General features: G+C 61.2%; 17 protein-coding genes and 2 tRNA genes. 7 read left to right on the forward strand and 12 right to left on the reverse strand.

Translation table 11 applies throughout. The annotated features are described in order from the left end of the window. Positions 1-161 precede the first annotated feature (161 nt). Both ACLD9W_RS02805 and ACLD9W_RS02810 read left to right on the forward strand, forming a co-directional pair. Positions 162-1,955, forward strand: a complete 1,794-nt coding sequence (locus tag ACLD9W_RS02805; RefSeq protein ID WP_410840599.1) for a Na/Pi cotransporter family protein — start codon at positions 162-164, stop codon at positions 1,953-1,955. 166 nt (positions 1,956-2,121) lie between these two features. Then, positions 2,122-2,370, forward strand: a complete 249-nt coding sequence (locus ACLD9W_RS02810; protein ID WP_410840600.1) for a CsbD family protein — start codon at positions 2,122-2,124, stop codon at positions 2,368-2,370. A gap of 351 nt (positions 2,371-2,721) precedes the next feature. Here the strand turns inward: ACLD9W_RS02810 and ACLD9W_RS02815 are convergent, their stop codons facing one another. The 5 genes from ACLD9W_RS02815 to ACLD9W_RS02835 all read right to left on the reverse strand — a co-directional run bounded on the left by ACLD9W_RS02815 (position 2,722) and on the right by ACLD9W_RS02835 (position 6,232). Beyond that, on the reverse strand, positions 2,722-3,198 hold the full coding sequence (locus ACLD9W_RS02815; protein ID WP_410840601.1) for a prokaryotic membrane lipolipid attachment site family protein: 477 nt from the start codon (positions 3,196-3,198) through the stop codon (positions 2,722-2,724). A 168-nt stretch (positions 3,199-3,366) separates the two neighbouring features. Next, a complete protein-coding gene (gene cysK / locus ACLD9W_RS02820; RefSeq protein ID WP_410840602.1) occupies positions 3,367-4,299 on the reverse strand; it encodes a cysteine synthase A in 933 nt (310 codons plus the stop codon). Between the two features lie 123 nt (positions 4,300-4,422). Continuing rightward, positions 4,423-5,013, reverse strand: coding sequence for a hypothetical protein (locus ACLD9W_RS02825; RefSeq protein ID WP_410840603.1), 591 nt, complete (start codon positions 5,011-5,013; stop codon positions 4,423-4,425). An 11-nt stretch (positions 5,014-5,024) separates the two neighbouring features. Then, positions 5,025-5,876 carry a diaminopimelate epimerase gene (gene dapF, locus ACLD9W_RS02830; RefSeq protein WP_410840604.1) on the reverse strand — a complete coding sequence of 284 codons (852 nt, stop codon included), beginning with the start codon at positions 5,874-5,876 and terminating at the stop codon, positions 5,025-5,027. Positions 5,877-6,001: 125 nt separating this feature from the next. Further along, positions 6,002-6,232, reverse strand: coding sequence for a YdcH family protein (locus ACLD9W_RS02835; RefSeq protein ID WP_410840605.1), 231 nt, complete (start codon positions 6,230-6,232; stop codon positions 6,002-6,004). Positions 6,233-6,466: 234 nt separating this feature from the next. On the opposite strand from ACLD9W_RS02835, the gene rfbD reads away from it, so the two are divergent. The 5 genes from rfbD to purN all read left to right on the forward strand — a co-directional run bounded on the left by rfbD (position 6,467) and on the right by purN (position 10,086). Continuing rightward, positions 6,467-7,333 (forward strand): dTDP-4-dehydrorhamnose reductase, encoded by an 867-nt coding sequence (gene rfbD, locus ACLD9W_RS02840; protein ID WP_410840606.1) that lies wholly within the window; start codon positions 6,467-6,469, stop codon positions 7,331-7,333. A gap of 102 nt (positions 7,334-7,435) precedes the next feature. Continuing rightward, positions 7,436-8,779 (forward strand): deoxyguanosinetriphosphate triphosphohydrolase, encoded by a 1,344-nt coding sequence (locus ACLD9W_RS02845; protein ID WP_410840653.1) that lies wholly within the window; start codon positions 7,436-7,438, stop codon positions 8,777-8,779. Positions 8,780-8,947: 168 nt separating this feature from the next. Further along, a tRNA-Arg gene (locus tag ACLD9W_RS02850) sits at positions 8,948-9,024 on the forward strand. Between the two features lie 16 nt (positions 9,025-9,040). Next, positions 9,041-9,115: transfer RNA gene (locus ACLD9W_RS02855), tRNA-Glu, on the forward strand. A gap of 344 nt (positions 9,116-9,459) precedes the next feature. Continuing rightward, a complete protein-coding gene (gene purN, locus ACLD9W_RS02860; protein WP_410840607.1) occupies positions 9,460-10,086 on the forward strand; it encodes a phosphoribosylglycinamide formyltransferase in 627 nt (208 codons plus the stop codon). Positions 10,087-10,419: 333 nt separating this feature from the next. On the opposite strand, the gene rplS is transcribed toward purN, so the two are convergent. From rplS to aroB, 7 genes are all read right to left on the reverse strand, one after another. Then, complete coding sequence (rplS, locus tag ACLD9W_RS02865; RefSeq protein ID WP_009425574.1) at positions 10,420-10,791, reverse strand: 50S ribosomal protein L19; 372 nt, start codon at positions 10,789-10,791, stop codon at positions 10,420-10,422. 13 nt (positions 10,792-10,804) lie between these two features. Next, a complete protein-coding gene (trmD, locus tag ACLD9W_RS02870; protein ID WP_410840608.1) occupies positions 10,805-11,557 on the reverse strand; it encodes a tRNA (guanosine(37)-N1)-methyltransferase TrmD in 753 nt (250 codons plus the stop codon). Further along, positions 11,554-12,066: a ribosome maturation factor RimM gene (gene rimM / locus ACLD9W_RS02875; protein ID WP_410840609.1), complete on the reverse strand. Its 513-nt coding sequence runs from the start codon at positions 12,064-12,066 to the stop codon at positions 11,554-11,556. Before rimM ends, trmD begins: the two co-directional genes overlap by 4 nt. A 3-nt stretch (positions 12,067-12,069) precedes the next feature. Then, positions 12,070-12,318: a 30S ribosomal protein S16 gene (gene rpsP / locus ACLD9W_RS02880; protein WP_009425577.1), complete on the reverse strand. Its 249-nt coding sequence runs from the start codon at positions 12,316-12,318 to the stop codon at positions 12,070-12,072. 80 nt (positions 12,319-12,398) lie between these two features. Further along, positions 12,399-14,618: a GNAT family N-acetyltransferase gene (locus ACLD9W_RS02885; protein ID WP_410840610.1), complete on the reverse strand. Its 2,220-nt coding sequence runs from the start codon at positions 14,616-14,618 to the stop codon at positions 12,399-12,401. Positions 14,619-15,004: 386 nt separating this feature from the next. Then, the gene (locus ACLD9W_RS02890) at positions 15,005-15,448 is read right to left on the reverse strand and encodes an SMI1/KNR4 family protein (RefSeq protein ID WP_410840611.1); all 444 of its coding nucleotides are present in this window, start codon (positions 15,446-15,448) and stop codon (positions 15,005-15,007) included. A 295-nt stretch (positions 15,449-15,743) separates the two neighbouring features. Continuing rightward, entirely contained in the window at positions 15,744-16,823 is a 1,080-nt protein-coding gene (aroB, locus tag ACLD9W_RS02895; RefSeq protein ID WP_410840612.1) for a 3-dehydroquinate synthase, read from the reverse strand. Positions 16,824-16,826 lie beyond the last annotated feature (3 nt).

The following is a 16,826-nucleotide window of genomic DNA, read 5'->3' on the forward strand; positions in this document are numbered from 1 at the left end:
TTGCGTTAAGAAATGTTGGCCGGATGCGATATTAACATGTTGCCGCGCCGCACGGCAAACCGCCGCCACGCATTCGGAAACATCATTCCCGCGCAGGCGGGAGCAGCCTTTCGGTTAGAATGCCGTTTATGCCGTAACGAAAACGAAAAAGGAGAAAACGGATGGTCAACCCGGTGCAGAAATATTTTCTCTTCGCCGCGCTGCTGCTGGCGCTGGCGGCGAGCTTTGTTTACAGCCCGCCCTGGCTGCGCCTGTGTTACGGGCTGGCGCTGTTTCTCTTCGGCATGCAAAACATCGAAGAAGGGCTGCGCAACGCGGCGGGCGGGCGCCTGGAAGGCTGGATGCACAAATCTACGGCCACGCCGCTCAAAGGCGTGGTTTTCGGCACAGGCGCGACGCTGGTTTTGCAGTCGAGCACGCTGGTGGCGCTGTTGGCGATGGCGTTTTTAAGCTCGGGCATGATTACGCTCTCCGGCGGCATCGCCATCATCCTCGGCACCAACCTCGGCGCGACGGGCGGCGTGTGGCTGCTGGCGCTGGCGGGGCAGAACCTCAGCCTGTCACCCGCCGCGCTGCCGATGCTGGTGTTCGGCATCCTTTCGGGCTTTTTCGGCGGCCGCAGCCGCGCCCTCGGCCGCGTGCTGGTGGGCGTGGCGCTGATTTTCCTCGGCGTGGACGAAATCAAAGACGGCTTTCAAGCTTTCGGCGCGGACATCGATTTTTCCGGCACGCAGATAGGCGGCATGGGCGAAACCCTGCTCTTTTTTGCCGTCGGCTTTCTGCTCACCGTCGTCTTGCAGTCGTCGCACGCCACGCTGCTGCTGGCGCTGGCGGCCTTGTCGGGCGGACAGCTCACGCTGATGCAGGGCTTTGCCGTGGCCGTCGGCTCGTGCGTCGGCACCAGCGTGTCCACCGCGCTGGTCGGTATGCTCGGCAGCGACCGCAGCGGGCGGCGGCTGGCCGTGGCACACGTTTTGTTCAACGTCGTGACCGCCGCCCTGTCGCTAGCCGTATGGTGGCCGCTGACACAGGCCGTTATCCTCATCGGGCAATGGCTGGGCATGGGGGCGCTGCTGCAACTGGCGCTCTTCCACACCCTGTTCAACGTCTTGGGCATCGCCGTGTTCTGGAAATTCCAAGAGCGCCTCGCCCGCGAACTCACCCGCCGCCTGCCCGATACGGCCGACGCCGACAGCCTGCCCGAAGACACGGCCGCGCTCGAGCCGCAGTATCTCAACGCCAATATGCTGCTCTCGCCCGACACCGCGCTGGCGGCGCTGGGCAAGGAAGTACGCCACCTCGACAAAGCGGGCGTCGAAACCGTCTGCCACGCCCTCTTCCTGCCGCCCGCGCTGCTCTATGACGAAACGGCCGACGACCGCAGCCTGCCCGACCCCGCGCCGCCGCTCGATACCGACGTTCCCCGCCTGTATGCGTGGCAGATCAAGCCGCTGTTCAGCAGCATCCTCGAATTTGCCGGCAAACTCGATCCCTCTGATGAAACGCAGCAAAGGCAGCTTGCCGCCAAACAGACCGCCGCCTGGCAGATCGTCGAAACGGTGAAAGAGAGCCAGCACCTGCAAAAAAACATGCAGCAGTATTTGTCCGACAGCGCCTCGCCCGCTAACCGCGACTACCTGCGCCTGCGCCGCCACGTTTTCAAAACCCTGCTGCTGTTCCGCCGCGCCGACAGCGCCAATACAGAAGAAACCCGCGCCGAACTGGAGCGCCAGCTCGACGCCCACATCGAAACGCTCGAAACCCTGCGCGGCCGCGCGATGGTGAAACTGCGCAACAAAGAACTGAACGGCTGGCAGGCTTCCTCGCTGCTCAACGACATCACCTACGCCCGCCGCATCGGCCGCGCCCTGGCCGAAATCCTCGCCTCGCGCAACCCGCTGCTGGAAAAGACGGCGCAGGCAGACGAAGGCTTTGCGGCGCAGGAGGCCGTCTGAAAACGGCCTGCCGTTTTCCGTCCGACAAATGCCTGCACCGAAACTCAAACAGGCTGCAGACACCGGCCGGGGCGTTCAGACGACCTTTCGGCTGCCGCAGCCGGATATTTTTTCCCCAAGCCCTTACACTGCGGCTTCCGATTAACCGCAAAAAAAGGAAAGCGATATGAACGGCAAACTCGACGAAATCACCGGCAAACTGAAAGAAGCCGCAGGCGAAATGCTGGGCGACGGCAAACTGAAAGCCGAAGGCCTGCTGCAACAGGGCGCGGGCAAGGCAAAAGAGGCTGCCGCCGAACTGGAAGGCAACGCCGCCGAAATGCTGCAAAAAGGCAAAGACGAAGCAGGGCGATTGGCCGACGAAGCCAAGGCCAAAGCGGAAAGCCTGATTGACGACATCAAAAGCAAATTCTAAGCCGCGTTGACGATCTGCCTTGCGGCAGTGTTTTTGGTAAAAATCTGCTTCACAAGCTGAATGCCAACAGCCCCCGATTCGTCTGAAAAAGGCCGTCTGAAAACCCTGTTTCGGGTTTTTCAGACGGCCTTTTGTTTATCCGTTCGGTTTTCCGAAAAAACCAAACCATGCGCGCCGCTTAGCAAACATGGCTCTCATGAAACAAGATGTGCCGCAACTCAGTTTGGGTTTTGCGGGAAGCGTACGGCAAATAAGAGGCCGTCTGAAAACGCCGCTTCAACGATGCGGAAACCAAAAAGAAAAAGGCCGTCCGAACGGTTTTCAGACGGCCTCTTTGCGGCGGTTAAACGTTTATTTCAGCGGCTGCAAGCCCATCAGTTCCATCAGGAAGTTGGCGAAGGCGGGGTTAGCCGGTTTGTTCTGCATATGCGGCCAGCGGGTCTGCCAGCCTTTGAGGGCGTTGCCGATATACTGCTTGGACTGGGCGCTGCTGATGGCGCCGCGCTGGCTGTCTACGGCGGAGCGCAGGTAGACGTCGTAAATGCTGTCGTCGACGGGGTTGTTGCCGACCAGGCGGATGCGGAAGCGGTTGAGCTGCTGCGCGGCCTGCACTTTGGTGATTTTGCCCTGCCCTACCTGGTCGCTCAGGCGGGTGGCTTCGTCACGGATTTTCGCCACGTCCGCCCAGTGGCTCGGGGCGAGGCGGTAGGCGCCCGGCTGGGGGCGGACGGCTTCGGGTTTTCTGCCCGCGCCGATGCCGGGGACGGAAACGGTTTCGCAGGCAGACAGTGCGGCGCAGGCCAGCAGGAGGGGAAGGTATTTTTTCATGGCGGGCGCAAACTCCTTTTTTGATGGTTTTCCGGCGGTTCGGACTGCGGCGTCAGGCCGGTTGAGGGCGGCGAAAATACCATAACCGGGCTGCTCTTTACAAGTTTTATCAAACAAACGCGGGCAGCCGGAAACAACCGGCTGCCCGTGTGTCGTATGAAAATCCGCCTATACCAAATCGGCAAATAGCGGTGTGGAAAGGTAGCGTTCACCGTAGGAGGGAATCAGCACCACAATCAGCTTGCCGCGGTTTTCTTCTTTGGCGGCCAATTGTAGGGCGCTCCAAATGGCGGCGCCGGAGGAGATGCCGACGAGGATGCCTTCTTTTTCGGCAGAGGCGCGGGCGGTAGCGAAAGCGTCTTCGCCGGTAACGCGGATGATTTCGTCGTAGATGCCGGTGTTGAGGATGCTGGGGATAAAGCCTGCGCCCAAGCCCTGAATCGGGTGCGGGCCTTTTTCGCCGCCGCTCAGCACGGGCGAGGCATCGGGCTCGACGGCAACGATTTTCACACCGGGTTTGCGCGCTTTGAGCACTTCGCCCACGCCGGTAACGGTGCCACCCGTGCCGACGCCGGCAACGAAGATGTCGACTTGTCCGTCGGTATCGCGCCAGATTTCTTCGGCGGTGGTTTGGCGGTGGATTTCGACGTTGGCGGGATTGTCGAACTGGCGGGGCATGAAGTAGGTGTCGGGATGCTCGTCTACCAGCGCTTTGGCGCGGGCAATGGCACCGCCCATGCCTTCGGCGGCGGGCGTCAGAATCAGTTCCGCACCGAAGGCGCGCAACAGCATGCGGCGCTCTTTGCTCATGCTCTCGGGCATGGTGATGGCCAGTTTGTAGCCGCGTGCGGCGCAGACCATGGCCAGGCCGATGCCAGTGTTGCCGCTGGTGGCTTCGACGATGATGGTGTTTTTGTTGATTTTGCCTTCTTTTTCCGCCGCTTCGATCATGGCTTCGGCAATGCGGTCTTTAACGCTGCTGCCGGGGTTGAAGAATTCGAGTTTGGCGACAACGCGGCCGGGCAGGCCTTCGCCCAGGCGGTTCAGTTCGACCAGCGGGGTGTTGCCGATCAGGTCGGTAATGTTTTTTGCGATATTCATAGTGTTTTTCCTTGATGAAGGGACGGTTGGACGTGAACGGCGGGCATCTTAAAAGAAGGCCGTCTGAAAACAAAATAACTTCCCCGCACGGCGCGGCAAACTAAAAGTTATAAGGACTGCGCCTCAGCGCCAACGCATCATCGACACCGCGTAAACCGCCTGCGCCAGCATCACCACCAGCATGCCGCCCTGTATCTGGCGGATGCCGAACACCGACGGCGCGCGCGCGGCGATGCGGTTGTGCAGGGAAAAGAGCGCCATCAACAGCAACTGCATGCCCAGCCAGTAAACGGGTTGCAGCAGGATAAGGTCGGCTAAAAACGGCAGGGCGCGCGGCGTCATTCCTTCGGGATAGCGCAGCCACACCAGTCCGGTCACCAGCGCGTGTCCCAAGCCCATTGCCACGGCGGCGGCGGCAAAGCGCACCGGCAGCGCCCGGTTGCCGGCCGTATAATAAGACGCCTCATCCGTGCGGCGGGCGTTGGCGGCCAAGAACAGCAGGCAGGCGGGCACGATATACAGCTGCGGCGCATACAGCACCACCGTGCTGAACGGCGCCAGCATACGCGGCAGCAGCCACATTCCGGCAAAGCCCGCCGCCAGCCAGCAGAACACGGCGGCCAGCAGCCAGCCGATACGGCGGCTCTGCCAGACGGCGGCGGCAAAAAGCGCGGCATAGGCCGCGGCACAGCACAAATCGGGACGGATATTCATCGGCCGCTTTCTCAATAAACCAGTTCGCCGTCAAACACCGTTTGCGCCGGTCCGGTCATCATCACATCTCCGCTGCCGTCCCACGAAACCGACAGCCTGCCGCCCGGCAGCGCCACTTCCACCGGAGCGCCCGCGTCCAAAAGTCCCAAACGCACGCCCTGCACCACCGCCGCGCACGCGCCCGTGCCGCAGGCCTGCGTTTCGCCCACGCCGCGCTCGAACACGCGCAGGCGGATATGGCGGTTGTCGAGCACCTGCATAAAGCCGATATTGGCTTTTTCGGGAAACTGCGGATGCAGCTCCAAAGCCGCGCCGATGCGGCCGACGGGGGCGGAAGCCGTATCGGCCGTCTGTAAAACCGCATGCGGGTTGCCCATGTTCACCACGCCGAAACGCACCGTTTCGCCGCCGATCTGCGCGGCGTATTCCAAAGCATCGTCCGCTTCGCCTTCCTGCGGCAGAAAGGGGATTTCAGACGGCCTCAGACGCGGTTTGCCCATATTCACCGTGACTAAACCGTTGTCTTCCAGCTTCGGTACGATAATGCCCTTCGCCGTTTCCACGCGGATTTCCCGTTTGCCTGTCAGGCCGCGGTCGGCGACGAAACGGGCGAAGCAGCGCGCGCCGTTGCCGCACTGCTCCACTTCGCCGCCGTCGGCATTGAAAATGCGGTAGCGGAAATCGGCATCGGGCGACGAGGGTTTTTCCACCAGCAGAAGCTGGTCGAAACCGATGCCCGTGTGCCTGTCCGCCCACGCGGCAATCGGCGCGGCGGCGGGATCGAAGGGCTGCGAAATGCCGTCGATCACGATAAAGTCGTTGCCCAAGCCGTGCATTTTGGTGAATTTCAAAGGGGCGGTCATATTCGGTTGTCCTGTGGCGCTGCGGTTTACAAAAAGCGGCAAGTGTAGCACAAAAGGCCGTCTGAAAACGGCTGCCGCCGGGCGGCGGAGCGTTTTCAGACGGCCTGATATGACAAAACTGCGGCTTATTTGCCTTCGGCTTCGGCTTTTTTCAGCAGATCGAACAGCTGGTCTTTCAGCGCCAGTTTTTTGATTTTCAGCGCGTCGATTTCGTCCTGCGCCGACACGCTGGCGACGGGGTCGTTTTCCAAACCGGAGATTTTGTCATCCAGCTCGTTGTGCTCGTCGAACAGGCGGGCAAAATGGGTGTCTTCCTGTTTCAGTTTGGAAATCAGATCACGGTATTCGGGAAACATAGCTCGTCCTCTTAATTAATTGATGGTTAACGGGGGAACAACCCGTTTTGCGGGTTCGGTCGGATTATATAACAAACCTTCCGCGCGCCGCAGACAAATTTTAACGCAGCTTGACATACCGCAAGACGCCCGCACGGCATTTTTTCAGACGGCCTTTTGTCTTTCAAACCCGCCGCCGACAGGGTAAACTGCGCAACCGCTTTACCTTCGACATTCCACCGCAAAGGAACAACCATGCGCATCCTGCTTACCGGTTCGAAAGGCCAGCTCGGCCGATACGTCCGCAGCCGCCTGCCCGAAGATTGGGAACTGATCGCCACCGACTCGAAAACCCTCGACATCACCGACCGCGACGCCGTGCTCAGCATGGCGGAAAACTTCCAGCCCGACGCCGTCGTCAATACCGCCGCCTATACCGGCGCGGCCAAAGCCGAAGACAACGCCGCACGCGTGTTTGCCGTCAACGCCGCAGGCACGCGCAACTTGGCACAGGCCGCCTACGCCGTGGGCGCCAAATTCGTCCACATTTCCACCGACTACGTTTTCGGCGGCAACAGCCGCATCCCCTACACCGAAGCCGACCCGCCCAACCCGAAATGCCTCTATGCCCAATCCAAGCTGGCGGGCGAACTTTTGGCACTGGCATCCGAACCGGACACCGTCGTCGTCCGCAGCTCGTGGATCTACAGCGGCAGCGGCCGCAACTTTGTCACCGATCTGCTCGACCGCGCGGCCGCAGGCGGCGAAATCGCACTGGCCGACGACAACGCCGGCTGCCCCACCTTCGCAGGCGATCTGGCCGACACCGTTATCGGCCTGCTGCAACTGCCGCGCTTCCCGCAAGGGCTGCTGCACTACTGCGGCAGCCAGGCGTTCAGCGACTACACCTTCGCCCAAACCGTTTTGCAAACCGCCGCCGAACGCAACCCCGCATTCGTCATGCCCACACTTGTTCCCACTCCCTCGTCTGTGCTGCACAAAGAGCGCAACGCCCCGCTCTATTCCGTGCTCAACTGCGACAAAGCCCGCAGCCTCGGCTTCATCCCCGGCAGCTGGCACAAACACGCCGCCACCGTTTTGGAACAGCACTTCGGCGCATAAACCCGAACCGGACGCCACCCAAAGGCCGTCTGAAAAGCCTCGGCGGCTTTTCAGACGGCCTCAAACCATATCAAAAACAAGGAGAACCCGTACATGACACAGATGAACTGGCCGCAGCTTCTGAGCACCCAACGCTTCCGCCCCAAAGACGGCGAAATCGTCCCCACCGTCACCCCCTCCACCCAAGAAGGCGCCGACGCCCTGCGTACCGACTTCCACATCGACTACGACCGCGTCGTCTTCTCCGGCGCCTTCCGCCGCCTCGGACGCAAAACCCAAGTCCACCCCTTCGCCGAACACGACCTCACCCACAACCGCCTCACCCACAGCGTCGAAGTCGCCAGCGTCGGCCGCAGCATCGGCAACCGCGTCGGCGTCATGATGAAGGCCGGCGGCTTTCTCCCCGCAAACAACACCCCCGGCGACATCGGCGCCATCGTTCAAGTCGCCTGCCTAGCCCACGACCTCGGCAACCCGCCCTTCGGCCACACCGGCGAAGACGCCCTGCGCGACTGGTTCCGCAACCCGCAACACGCCGCCTACCTGCAAAACCTCAGTCCCGCCGAACGCAACGACGTGCAAACCTACGAAGGCAACGCCCACAGCCTGCGCATCCTCGCCAGCCTCGAAATGTACCCCGACAAAGGCGGCATGCGCCTTACCGCCGCCACCATCGGTGCGCTGCTCAAATACCCTTGGACCACGCAGCACCCCAACGGCACAAAAAAATTCAACATCTACCAAACCGAGCTGCCCTACATCCGCCGCGTCGCCGACACCCTCGGCCTCGTCAGCCACGGCCGCGACCACTGGGCGCGCCACCCCCTCTCCTACCTCATGGAAGCCGCCGACGACATCTGCTACGCCCTGCTCGACCTTGAAGACGCAGTGGATTTGGAATTGCTCACCGACACCGAAGTCGAAACCGTCCTCTCTGGCCTCACCTTCATCGAACCCACCTTCCACGCCCAATCCGGCCGCCAACGCTGCGCCATGCTGCGCGGCATCGCCATCGGCCGCGCCATCGACGACGTCGCCCAAACCTTCATCACCCACCAGGGCGACCTGCTCGACGGCAGCTTCAAAGGCCGCGACCTCCTCGCCCTGTGCAGCCCCGAAGTGCAGGACACCCTCGAAAACGCCAAAGAACTCGCCCGCACCCGCATCTTCCGCCACCAAAGCAAACTGATGACCGAAATCGCCTCCTTCCCCTGTCTCGGCTCCATCCTCGGCCTGCTCGTCCCCGCCGCCTGCCAATACCTCACCGAAGGCCGCGCCGGCACCCGCCAGAGCCTCGCCCTCGAACTGCTCAAAAACGCCCACCCCCTCACCCCCGATGACAGCCTCTACACCGCCTACATGAAAATCCTCGACTTCGTCGGCGGCATGACCGACAACGCCGCCGCCAAAATGGCGCGCGAACTCTCCGGCATCGGCATGATTTAGCCCTGTCCGAAGTTTTCAGACGGCCTCAAAGCCGCTGCAACCGCAAACAACACAGACCGTCTGAAAAATAATTTCCAGTATTTTGAACAAACTGCCGCAAACCCGGTTTTCCCCGACAAAAAACGCTGGACAGCACCAACCGGCCTCCCTATAATCCGCGTCTTTCTCGCACCCGTAGCTCAGTTGGATAGAGTATCTGGCTACGAACCAGAGGGTCGGGCGTTCGAATCGCTCCGGGTGCGCCAAACAACTCAAATCACCGCGCCCATCGTCTAGCGGTTAGGACATCGCCCTTTCACGGCGGTAACCGGGGTTCGATTCCCCGTGGGCGTGCCAGCATTTCTAACCCTCCGTTTGATAACGGAGGGTTCTCCTTTATATCGGGTTTTCGTTTTTACATGAATGAAACAAGCCGTCTGCCCTACTCCCTGATAATTTATAACTTCACTGAAACCCCGACTTTCAGACGGCCTCAAAGTCCTGCTCCAAAGCGAACCCATAGCAAACCGGGTAAGCGTTATATCCGCACCGCTTTGCGGCAAATATCCGTATGTAACAGACAAAGGACATACGGCATCCGCTCCCCTCAAGAAGGCCGTCTGAAAACCACAGCCCGCCTCCCCTTTCAGACAGCCTTTCGGCTACAATCCCGCCCCGTTTCTCCGTTAAGAAAACCCATTATGAAAAACATCGTCATTCTGATTTCCGGACGCGGCAGCAATATGCAGGCCGTTGTCGAAGCCGCTATTCCCGACGTCCGCATCCGCGCCGTCCTCAGCAACAACGAAAACGCCGCCGGACTGGCCTGGGCAGCGGAACGCGACATCGCCACTGCCGCCCTCAACCACAAAAACTACCCCGACCGCGCCGCTTTCGACGCCGCAATGGCCGCCGAAATCGACCGCTACGAGCCCGACCTTGTCGTTCTCGCCGGTTTTATGCGCATCCTGACGCCCGAGTTCTGCCGCCGCTACGAAGGCCGTCTGATCAACATCCACCCTTCCCTGCTGCCCGCCTTCCCCGGCCTGCACACCCACCGCCGCGCCCTCGATGCGGGCTGCCGCCTCGCCGGCTGTACCATCCATTTTGTCACCGCCGAACTCGACTGCGGCCCCGTTATCGCGCAAGGCGCCGTGCCCGTTTTCGACAGTGATACCGCCGACACGCTCGCACAGCGCGTCCTCGCCGTAGAACACAAACTGCTGCCGCAGGCCGTCGCCGACTTCGCCGCAGGCCGTCTGAACATATCCGGCAACCGCGTCAGCAGCATCCGTACTGCCGATGCGGACGCATTTTTGTCCAACTGACCGTCTTTTCTATCCAACGCAGCAAAAGGCCGTCTGAAAACGGCTGCAGCTTTCAGACGGCCTTTTTGTGCGCAAAACGGTACGGGGATTCCGATCCGTGCCGAAAGCGATCAAGACTTTCTGCTCCAATACGGTCAGGCCGGTTCTCGACGTCTGTCCTTTTACTGCCGACACCAAGTGCGCATACCCTACCGTCACCGTCGAATTCCTGCCGACAGCGTTGCGGATGAAATTCAAACAGACAAAATATCTGCGTGTCCGTTTGGCAGACAAAGTAAAACCGCCGTCCCGGCAGGACGGCGGTTTTGTACATCACAAGCTGCTTGGCAGAAATCAGCCCTGCGCTTTGCGGGCAGGCAGTTTTTCTTTGATGCGGGCAGCTTTGCCGGTCAGGCCGCGCAGGTAGTACAGCTTGGCGCGGCGCACGTCGCCGCGGCGTTTGACTTCGATTTTTTCAACATTGGGAGAGTAAAGCTGGAAGGTACGCTCGACGCCTTCGCCGCTGGAGATTTTGCGGACGATGAAGTTGCTGTTCAGGCCGCGGTTGCGGCGGGAGATAACGACACCTTCGTAAGCCTGCAGACGGCTGCGGTTACCCTCCACTACGCGTACGGATACGACGACAGTGTCGCCCGGGGCGAATTCAGGGATGGTTTTGTTCAGGCGGGCGATTTCTTCCTGCTCGAGTTGCTGGATCAGATTCATGGTTTTTCCTAAATTATGATTGGATGTCCCGTTGCTCCTGCTTGATTTTCTGCAAGAGGCGGGCTTCCTGTGGGATCAAACTGCGCCGTGCCAGCAAATCCGGCCGACGCGCCAAAGTGCGTCGCAGCGATTGCTCCAACCGCCACTCGGCTATCAGGCCGTGGTTGCCCGAACGTAAGACTTCGGGAACAGCCATGCCCTGAAATTCTGTGGGTCTGGTGTAATGCGGGCAGTCCAAGAGGCCGTCTGAAAACGAATCCTGCTCGGCGGAGCGCACATCGCCCAATACGCCGGGCACCAGCCTCAATACCGCATCCATCAACATCATGGCGGGCAACTCGCCGCCGGAGACGACAAAGTCGCCGATACCGATTTCTTCATCGACACTGCTTTGCAGCAGCCGCTCGTCTATGCCTTCGTAACGGCCGCACAGCAGTATCAGGTCGGAAAGCTGCGCAAGTTCCGCCGCTTTTGCATGGGTCAGCGGCGCTCCCTGCGGGCTGAGATATATCACTCTACCGCGACCGCTTTGCGTCTGCGTTCGTGCGGCTTCGATGGCGTCATAGATTGGCGGCGCCATCATAATCATGCCCGGCCCGCCGCCAAACGGTCTGTCGTCGATATAGCCGAGTTTGTTGTCGGCAAATCGGCGGGGATTGACTGCTTCAAACCGCCAAAGCCCCTGTTGCAGCGCCCTTCCGGTCACGCCGTAGCCGGTAATGCTGTCGAACATTTCTGGAAACAGGGTGATCGCTTGGATTTTCATTGGTAATCCGCAGCCCAATCGGCGGTGATGGTGCGGTTTTCGCGGCTGACATCATCAATAAAGTGATCGACGAAAGGAATCAGCTGCCTTCCTTTATCGCCATCGATAATCAAAATATCGTGCGCACCGGTTTCCATCAGCCCGGATACTGTGCCGAGCGCTTCGCCGCTGCGGCTGACAACCTCCATACCGACCAAATCCGCCCAATAATATTCGCCTTCTTCGGTCTGGGCGAAGTCGGCGCGGCTGATTTCGATGGTGTAGCCGCGCAGGGCGTGCGCGGCATCGCGGTCGTTTGTGCCGGAAAATTTGACTTGCAGTTCGCCGCCGTTCAGTTTTCCGGCCTCAACTTCGACCTGAACGGCATACGCATCTTTACGCAGACGCCACTGCGGGTAATCCAGCAGGCTGTCGGCGTATTCGGTGTCGGCCGAGACTTTTACCCAGCCCTTCACGCCGAACGCGCCTTTGATGTAGCCCATAGCCACCCATTGTGTTCCGTCCGCCATAAATTAAGCGGCTGCCTGTTGCTCTTTAACCAGTTTGGCAACGGAATCGCTCATTTGTGCGCCCTGGCCGACCCAGTGGTTCAGGCGCTCGCTGTTCAGGCGGACGCGTTCCTGTTTTTCGTTGGCAACAGGGTTGTAGAAGCCGACGCGTTCGATGAAACGGCCGTCGCGGCGGTTGCGGCTGTCGGTAACGACAACGCTGTAAAAGGGACGTTTTTTCGAGCCGCCGCGGGCCAAACGGATAACTACCATGTTTGTTTTCCTTAAAAATGAAATTCGGAGAAGTACAAAGGCGCGGATTTTAGGGCATTTGGCCGACTGCGTGCAAGCGTTTATTGCCGCAGCAGGCGTTTTTTCGGACGTTTGTCTTTTTGCAGCGGCAGCTTGGCCGTTATCAGACGCGCGTCCTCGGGATGGGGGGCGGTTTTGAAGCCGAGCTTTTCCGCCAGACGGATCATGGCGGCGTTGTCGGCGAGGATTTCGGCGCAGATGGCGCGGTAGCCCTGCTGCCCGGCCTGACGCACCAGCAGGCGCAGCAGGTGGGCAGCCAGCCCCTGCCCTTTCATGTCGGCGGCCACGGCGATGCCGAACTCGCAGGCTTCGGGGTGGCGCAGGCAGGCGTATTGCGCCCAACCGGCCATCTCGCCGTTGCCGCGCCACGCGCCGAGGGCGGCTTCGCGTGCGTAGTCGGGGCGGCTGTATTGGGCAAGCTGGGCGGGCGAAAGTTCTTTTATCGGGCTCATGAAACGGGTTTGCCGGTCGGCTTCGTCCATATTGCGGACGAAGTGTTGCAGGGCTTCGGCGTCTTCGGGCTGTATCGGGCGGATGTGGAGTATGCCGCCGTCGGCAGCGGTGAAGAAATGGCCGTCTGAAAACGGAGCGGCGGCAAACAGGGGGACGGGCTGTGCGGTCTGTCCGCCGTCGTCGTTTGCGGTAACGGACAGCGAGGCGGTGTGCAGGACGGCGGCGGCGCTGTCTGCATATATGTGCAGCGATTGCAGCTGCGGGAAACCGTAGGCGGCGGCATTGAGGGAAAACAGCAGCTGCTCGAGGGCGGGACGCAGTTTGGCATTGGCGAAAAAGCGGCTCAGGCGGCGGGCATGGCGGGTATCGAAGGGCGGCAGCAGCAGCATATTGCCGCTGCGGCACGCGGCAGACAGGACGGCACCGGTATGCGGCAGCACGGAATAGCTCAGGAGGCCGTCTGAAAAACCCTCTTGCCGCGCGGGCGGCAGGTGCAGGGCGGCGGCAAGTTCGTCCGGCTGTGCCAGCAGCAGCGCAGCCTGGCGCAAATCGGGCGGCGAGGGTGTCTGCTGCGGCGGTTTGGCGGCGGTCTGCCGCTCTTTGCGGATGCGCTGCCACGCGCTTTGCGCCGCCAGCGTGCGTACCGCCTGCTCGGGTGTATCAAAGATCAACAGGCTGTCTGAAAGCCCTGCCGCCGCGCTGCCTGCGGCCAGATAAAGCGGCGTTTCGCTCTGTTTTTGCAATTGGGCAAGCTGCGGCACGGCGTCGGGGCGTTCGGCGGCTGACACCAGCAGGGCGCGGCAGTCTTGCCCGCCCAGCGCGGCGGCGGCCAAATCGCGGATTTCCAGAGGGTTGGCGTGGCGGCCGTAGGCGGGCAGGACGTGCGTCTGCACACCGGCAGCGCGCGCCATATCGGCCAACCAGCCCGTTTCGCCGCCGCCGAGGATGTGGACGATTGCCGCGTGGCGCAGGCGCGGCAGACAGGCGGCACGCACGGCGGCGCGCAATTCGTCGGGCGTGCGCGTCGGCAGTGCGCCGCAGCGTCCGCACAATGCGTGCAGCAGCGCGGTTTCCTGTTCGGACAGGCTTTGCGCGGCGTGGAGAATGACCTGTTTGTCCTGCGCCGCCAGCCGCAGCGTGCTGTAAAACGCGGCACTCTGTCCGGGCAGGTATTGGACGACCAGCACATGGCTGCCCGCGTCTTCGCGGAAACGGTTCAGCCACGGGTCGGGCGGTGCGGCGGGCGTTAAACCGACGGTAAAGGAAAAGCCGACGTTCAGGCCGCCAAGCCAGTGGAACACGTCGCGGCAGAAGCCGTTTTGCCGCCCGATCAGCGCCACGCGTCCCGCTGTGGGGAAGCTGCCGCCGCCGTCGGCATACAGGCCGTTTTGCGGCAGGTTGAAACCGTCTTCGCCGCACAATAAAAGCTGCGTCGGCGCATCTTCGCCGCCCGCCGCTTTCAGCAGTTTGGCGTATTCGTCTGCGCCGCCGTCTTCGCCGTCGACCGTCAGCACCAGCACGCAGGGCACGCACGCCGCCGCACAGGCCGCCACCGCGCCCGCCCTGCCCTGCGCGTTGACGGCAACCACGGCCGCGTCGGGCGTTTCGCCAATCTGCGCCACTGCCGCATAAGCCGCCAGCCCTGCCACGGTTTTGCGCCGCAGGTTGACAGGCGTGAGCCGACCGTCGAACGGCCGGTGCAGCAGGGCGGCGAACACGCGCCCGCCGAGGGTTTCCATGCGCTGGCTGGCGCCGACAACGGCGATGTGGCGGGCATCGAAAAGCGGGGTCAGGGGAAGGGGCAGCATGGGTTTTCTCCTGTGCGGCGGTTTCAGACGGCCTTTTTAAATAAAGGGCGGGAGGCCGCCCCATCTTCGCGGGGATGATGTTTCTGAAAAAACGGTTGGTCTGTTTTAACTTCGTTGAAGCTGCGCTTTCAGACGGCCTTTTATTTTGAATGCTTGAACCGTTTGTCAGCATGGTTTGCAGCAAACCAAAACCGCGTGCGTTGCTGCGCAACACATCCTACGGGGAGGAACGGTTTCCGCGTTGCGCCGCGTGTTTGCTGCGGCACGCACTCTGCGGCGGAGGCCGTCTGAAAACCAAGGCGGCTCGTTTTCAGACGGCCTGATTGATGGTTGCCGGTAGTTTTTGGTTCTTCAAACTTCGCGGGGATGACGTTTCCGAAAGGGTATCAGCTGCCGTTTTGTTCTTCTTCGGCGAGGCAGTAGGCGAAAAACGCGGCGAAGTCCGGCCAGCTTTCCAAATCGGCGACGGCGGCTTGATCGCGGATAAAGGTATCAAACTCGACGGACAGTATCCACGACACTTCGGATGTGCGCGTATCGAGGAAAACGGCGCTTTCGGCGGATTCGGCGAGGAAAATATAGTGCTGCGGCAGGCCGCTGCTGCGGCGCAGGCGGAGGGTTTCGCCGACGATATCGGGTTGGCAGTCGGCCGTAAAAGAGAAAAACGCCGCGTCGCCTACGCTGCCGCCGCTGCAAAAGGCGGCGATGTCGGCAAAGTCGGCCGGCAGGCGCAGGGATAAGCCGCTTTCGATCGCGCGGATGTCGGCGGCGGTGCAGCCCGTATCGTCGGGGAACAGGTTGCGGTAACGGGTTTTCAGGTCGGCGGTCATGGTTTTCGGGGTTACTTTGTTCGGGATGCGGGTCGGGTAATCTTTTCGGCCGTCTGAAAAGCGGTTTGTCTGTTTTCAGACGGCCTTTTATATAGTGAGCCAAAATAAAAAAGATACAAGGCAGCAAGCCGCAGACAGTATGGGTAATACGGCAAGGCGCAGCAACGCCGTAGATTTTTTATTTTGGCTCACTATATTTCGGATGATCGAACCGTTTGCCAACATGGTTTGCAGCAAACCAAAACCGCGTGCGTTGCTGCGCAACACATCCTACAACAGGCCGTCTGAAAGGGGTTTACAGATAGGGCTCGAGGGTACGGCGGAGGATTTCCGTGTCTTCGACGGCGGTGATTTCGGCTTGGCCGAGGCGTTCGAGGCCGACGAAGCGCATGACGCCGCCGCTGACTTTTTTGTCGTGGCGCATGTGTGCCAGCCATTTTTCAAAGGGGAATTTCGGCGGCGCGTCGGGCAGGCGGGCGCGGCGGATAAGGGCGGCGGCGCGTTCGGTGTCAGCGGCTTTCAGACGGCCTGTCTGTTCGGACAGGCGGCAGGCGAGCACCATGCCGGCGGCGACGGCTTCGCCGTGCAGCCAGTTGCCATAGCCCATTTCGGCTTCGACGGCGTGGCCGAAGGTGTGGCCGAGGTTGAGATGGGCACGGATGCCGCGTTCGGTTTCGTCGGCGGCGACGATGTCGGCTTTCATTTTACAGCAGTGGTAAACGGTGTGGGCAAGGGCTGCGGGCTGCTGTGCCATCACGGCGTCGATGTTGTTTTCCAGCCAGTCGAGAAAATCCGCATCGCCCAACAGGGCGTATTTGATGACTTCGGCCATGCCTGCGGAAAATTCGCGCGGCGGCAGGGTGGCGAGGGCGGTGAGGTCGGCGAAGACAGCCTGCGGCTGGTAGAACGCGCCGATCATGTTTTTGCCCAACGGGTGGTTGACGGCGGTTTTGCCGCCGACGGAGGAGTCGACCTGGCTTAGGAGGGTGGTGGGGATTTGGACGAAGGGGGCGCCGCGCTGGTAGGTGGCGGCAGCAAAGCCTGCGGTGTCGCCGATAACGCCGCCGCCGAGGGCGATAAGGGTGGTGCCGCGTTCGGCGTGCCGGCGCAGGAGTTCGTCGTAGATCAGGTTGAGGGAGTCGAAGGTTTTGTAGGCTTCGCCGTCGGGCAGGATGACGGGGAAATGTTCGACGCCGAGGCTGTCTAAGGCCGTCTGAACGTGTTTGAGGTAGAGGGGGGCGACGGTGGTGTTGGTGATGACGGCGGCTTTTTTGCCGACGTAGGGGGCAAGGTGCGGCGCGAGGCCGGACAGCAGGTTTTCGCCGATAAAGATGGGGTAGCTGTGGGAGGGGGCGGCGACGGTGAGGGTGCGCATGGT

Source organism: Neisseria sp. WLZKY-1 (assembly GCF_046546535.1).
Classification (GTDB): domain Bacteria; phylum Pseudomonadota; class Gammaproteobacteria; order Burkholderiales; family Neisseriaceae; genus Neisseria.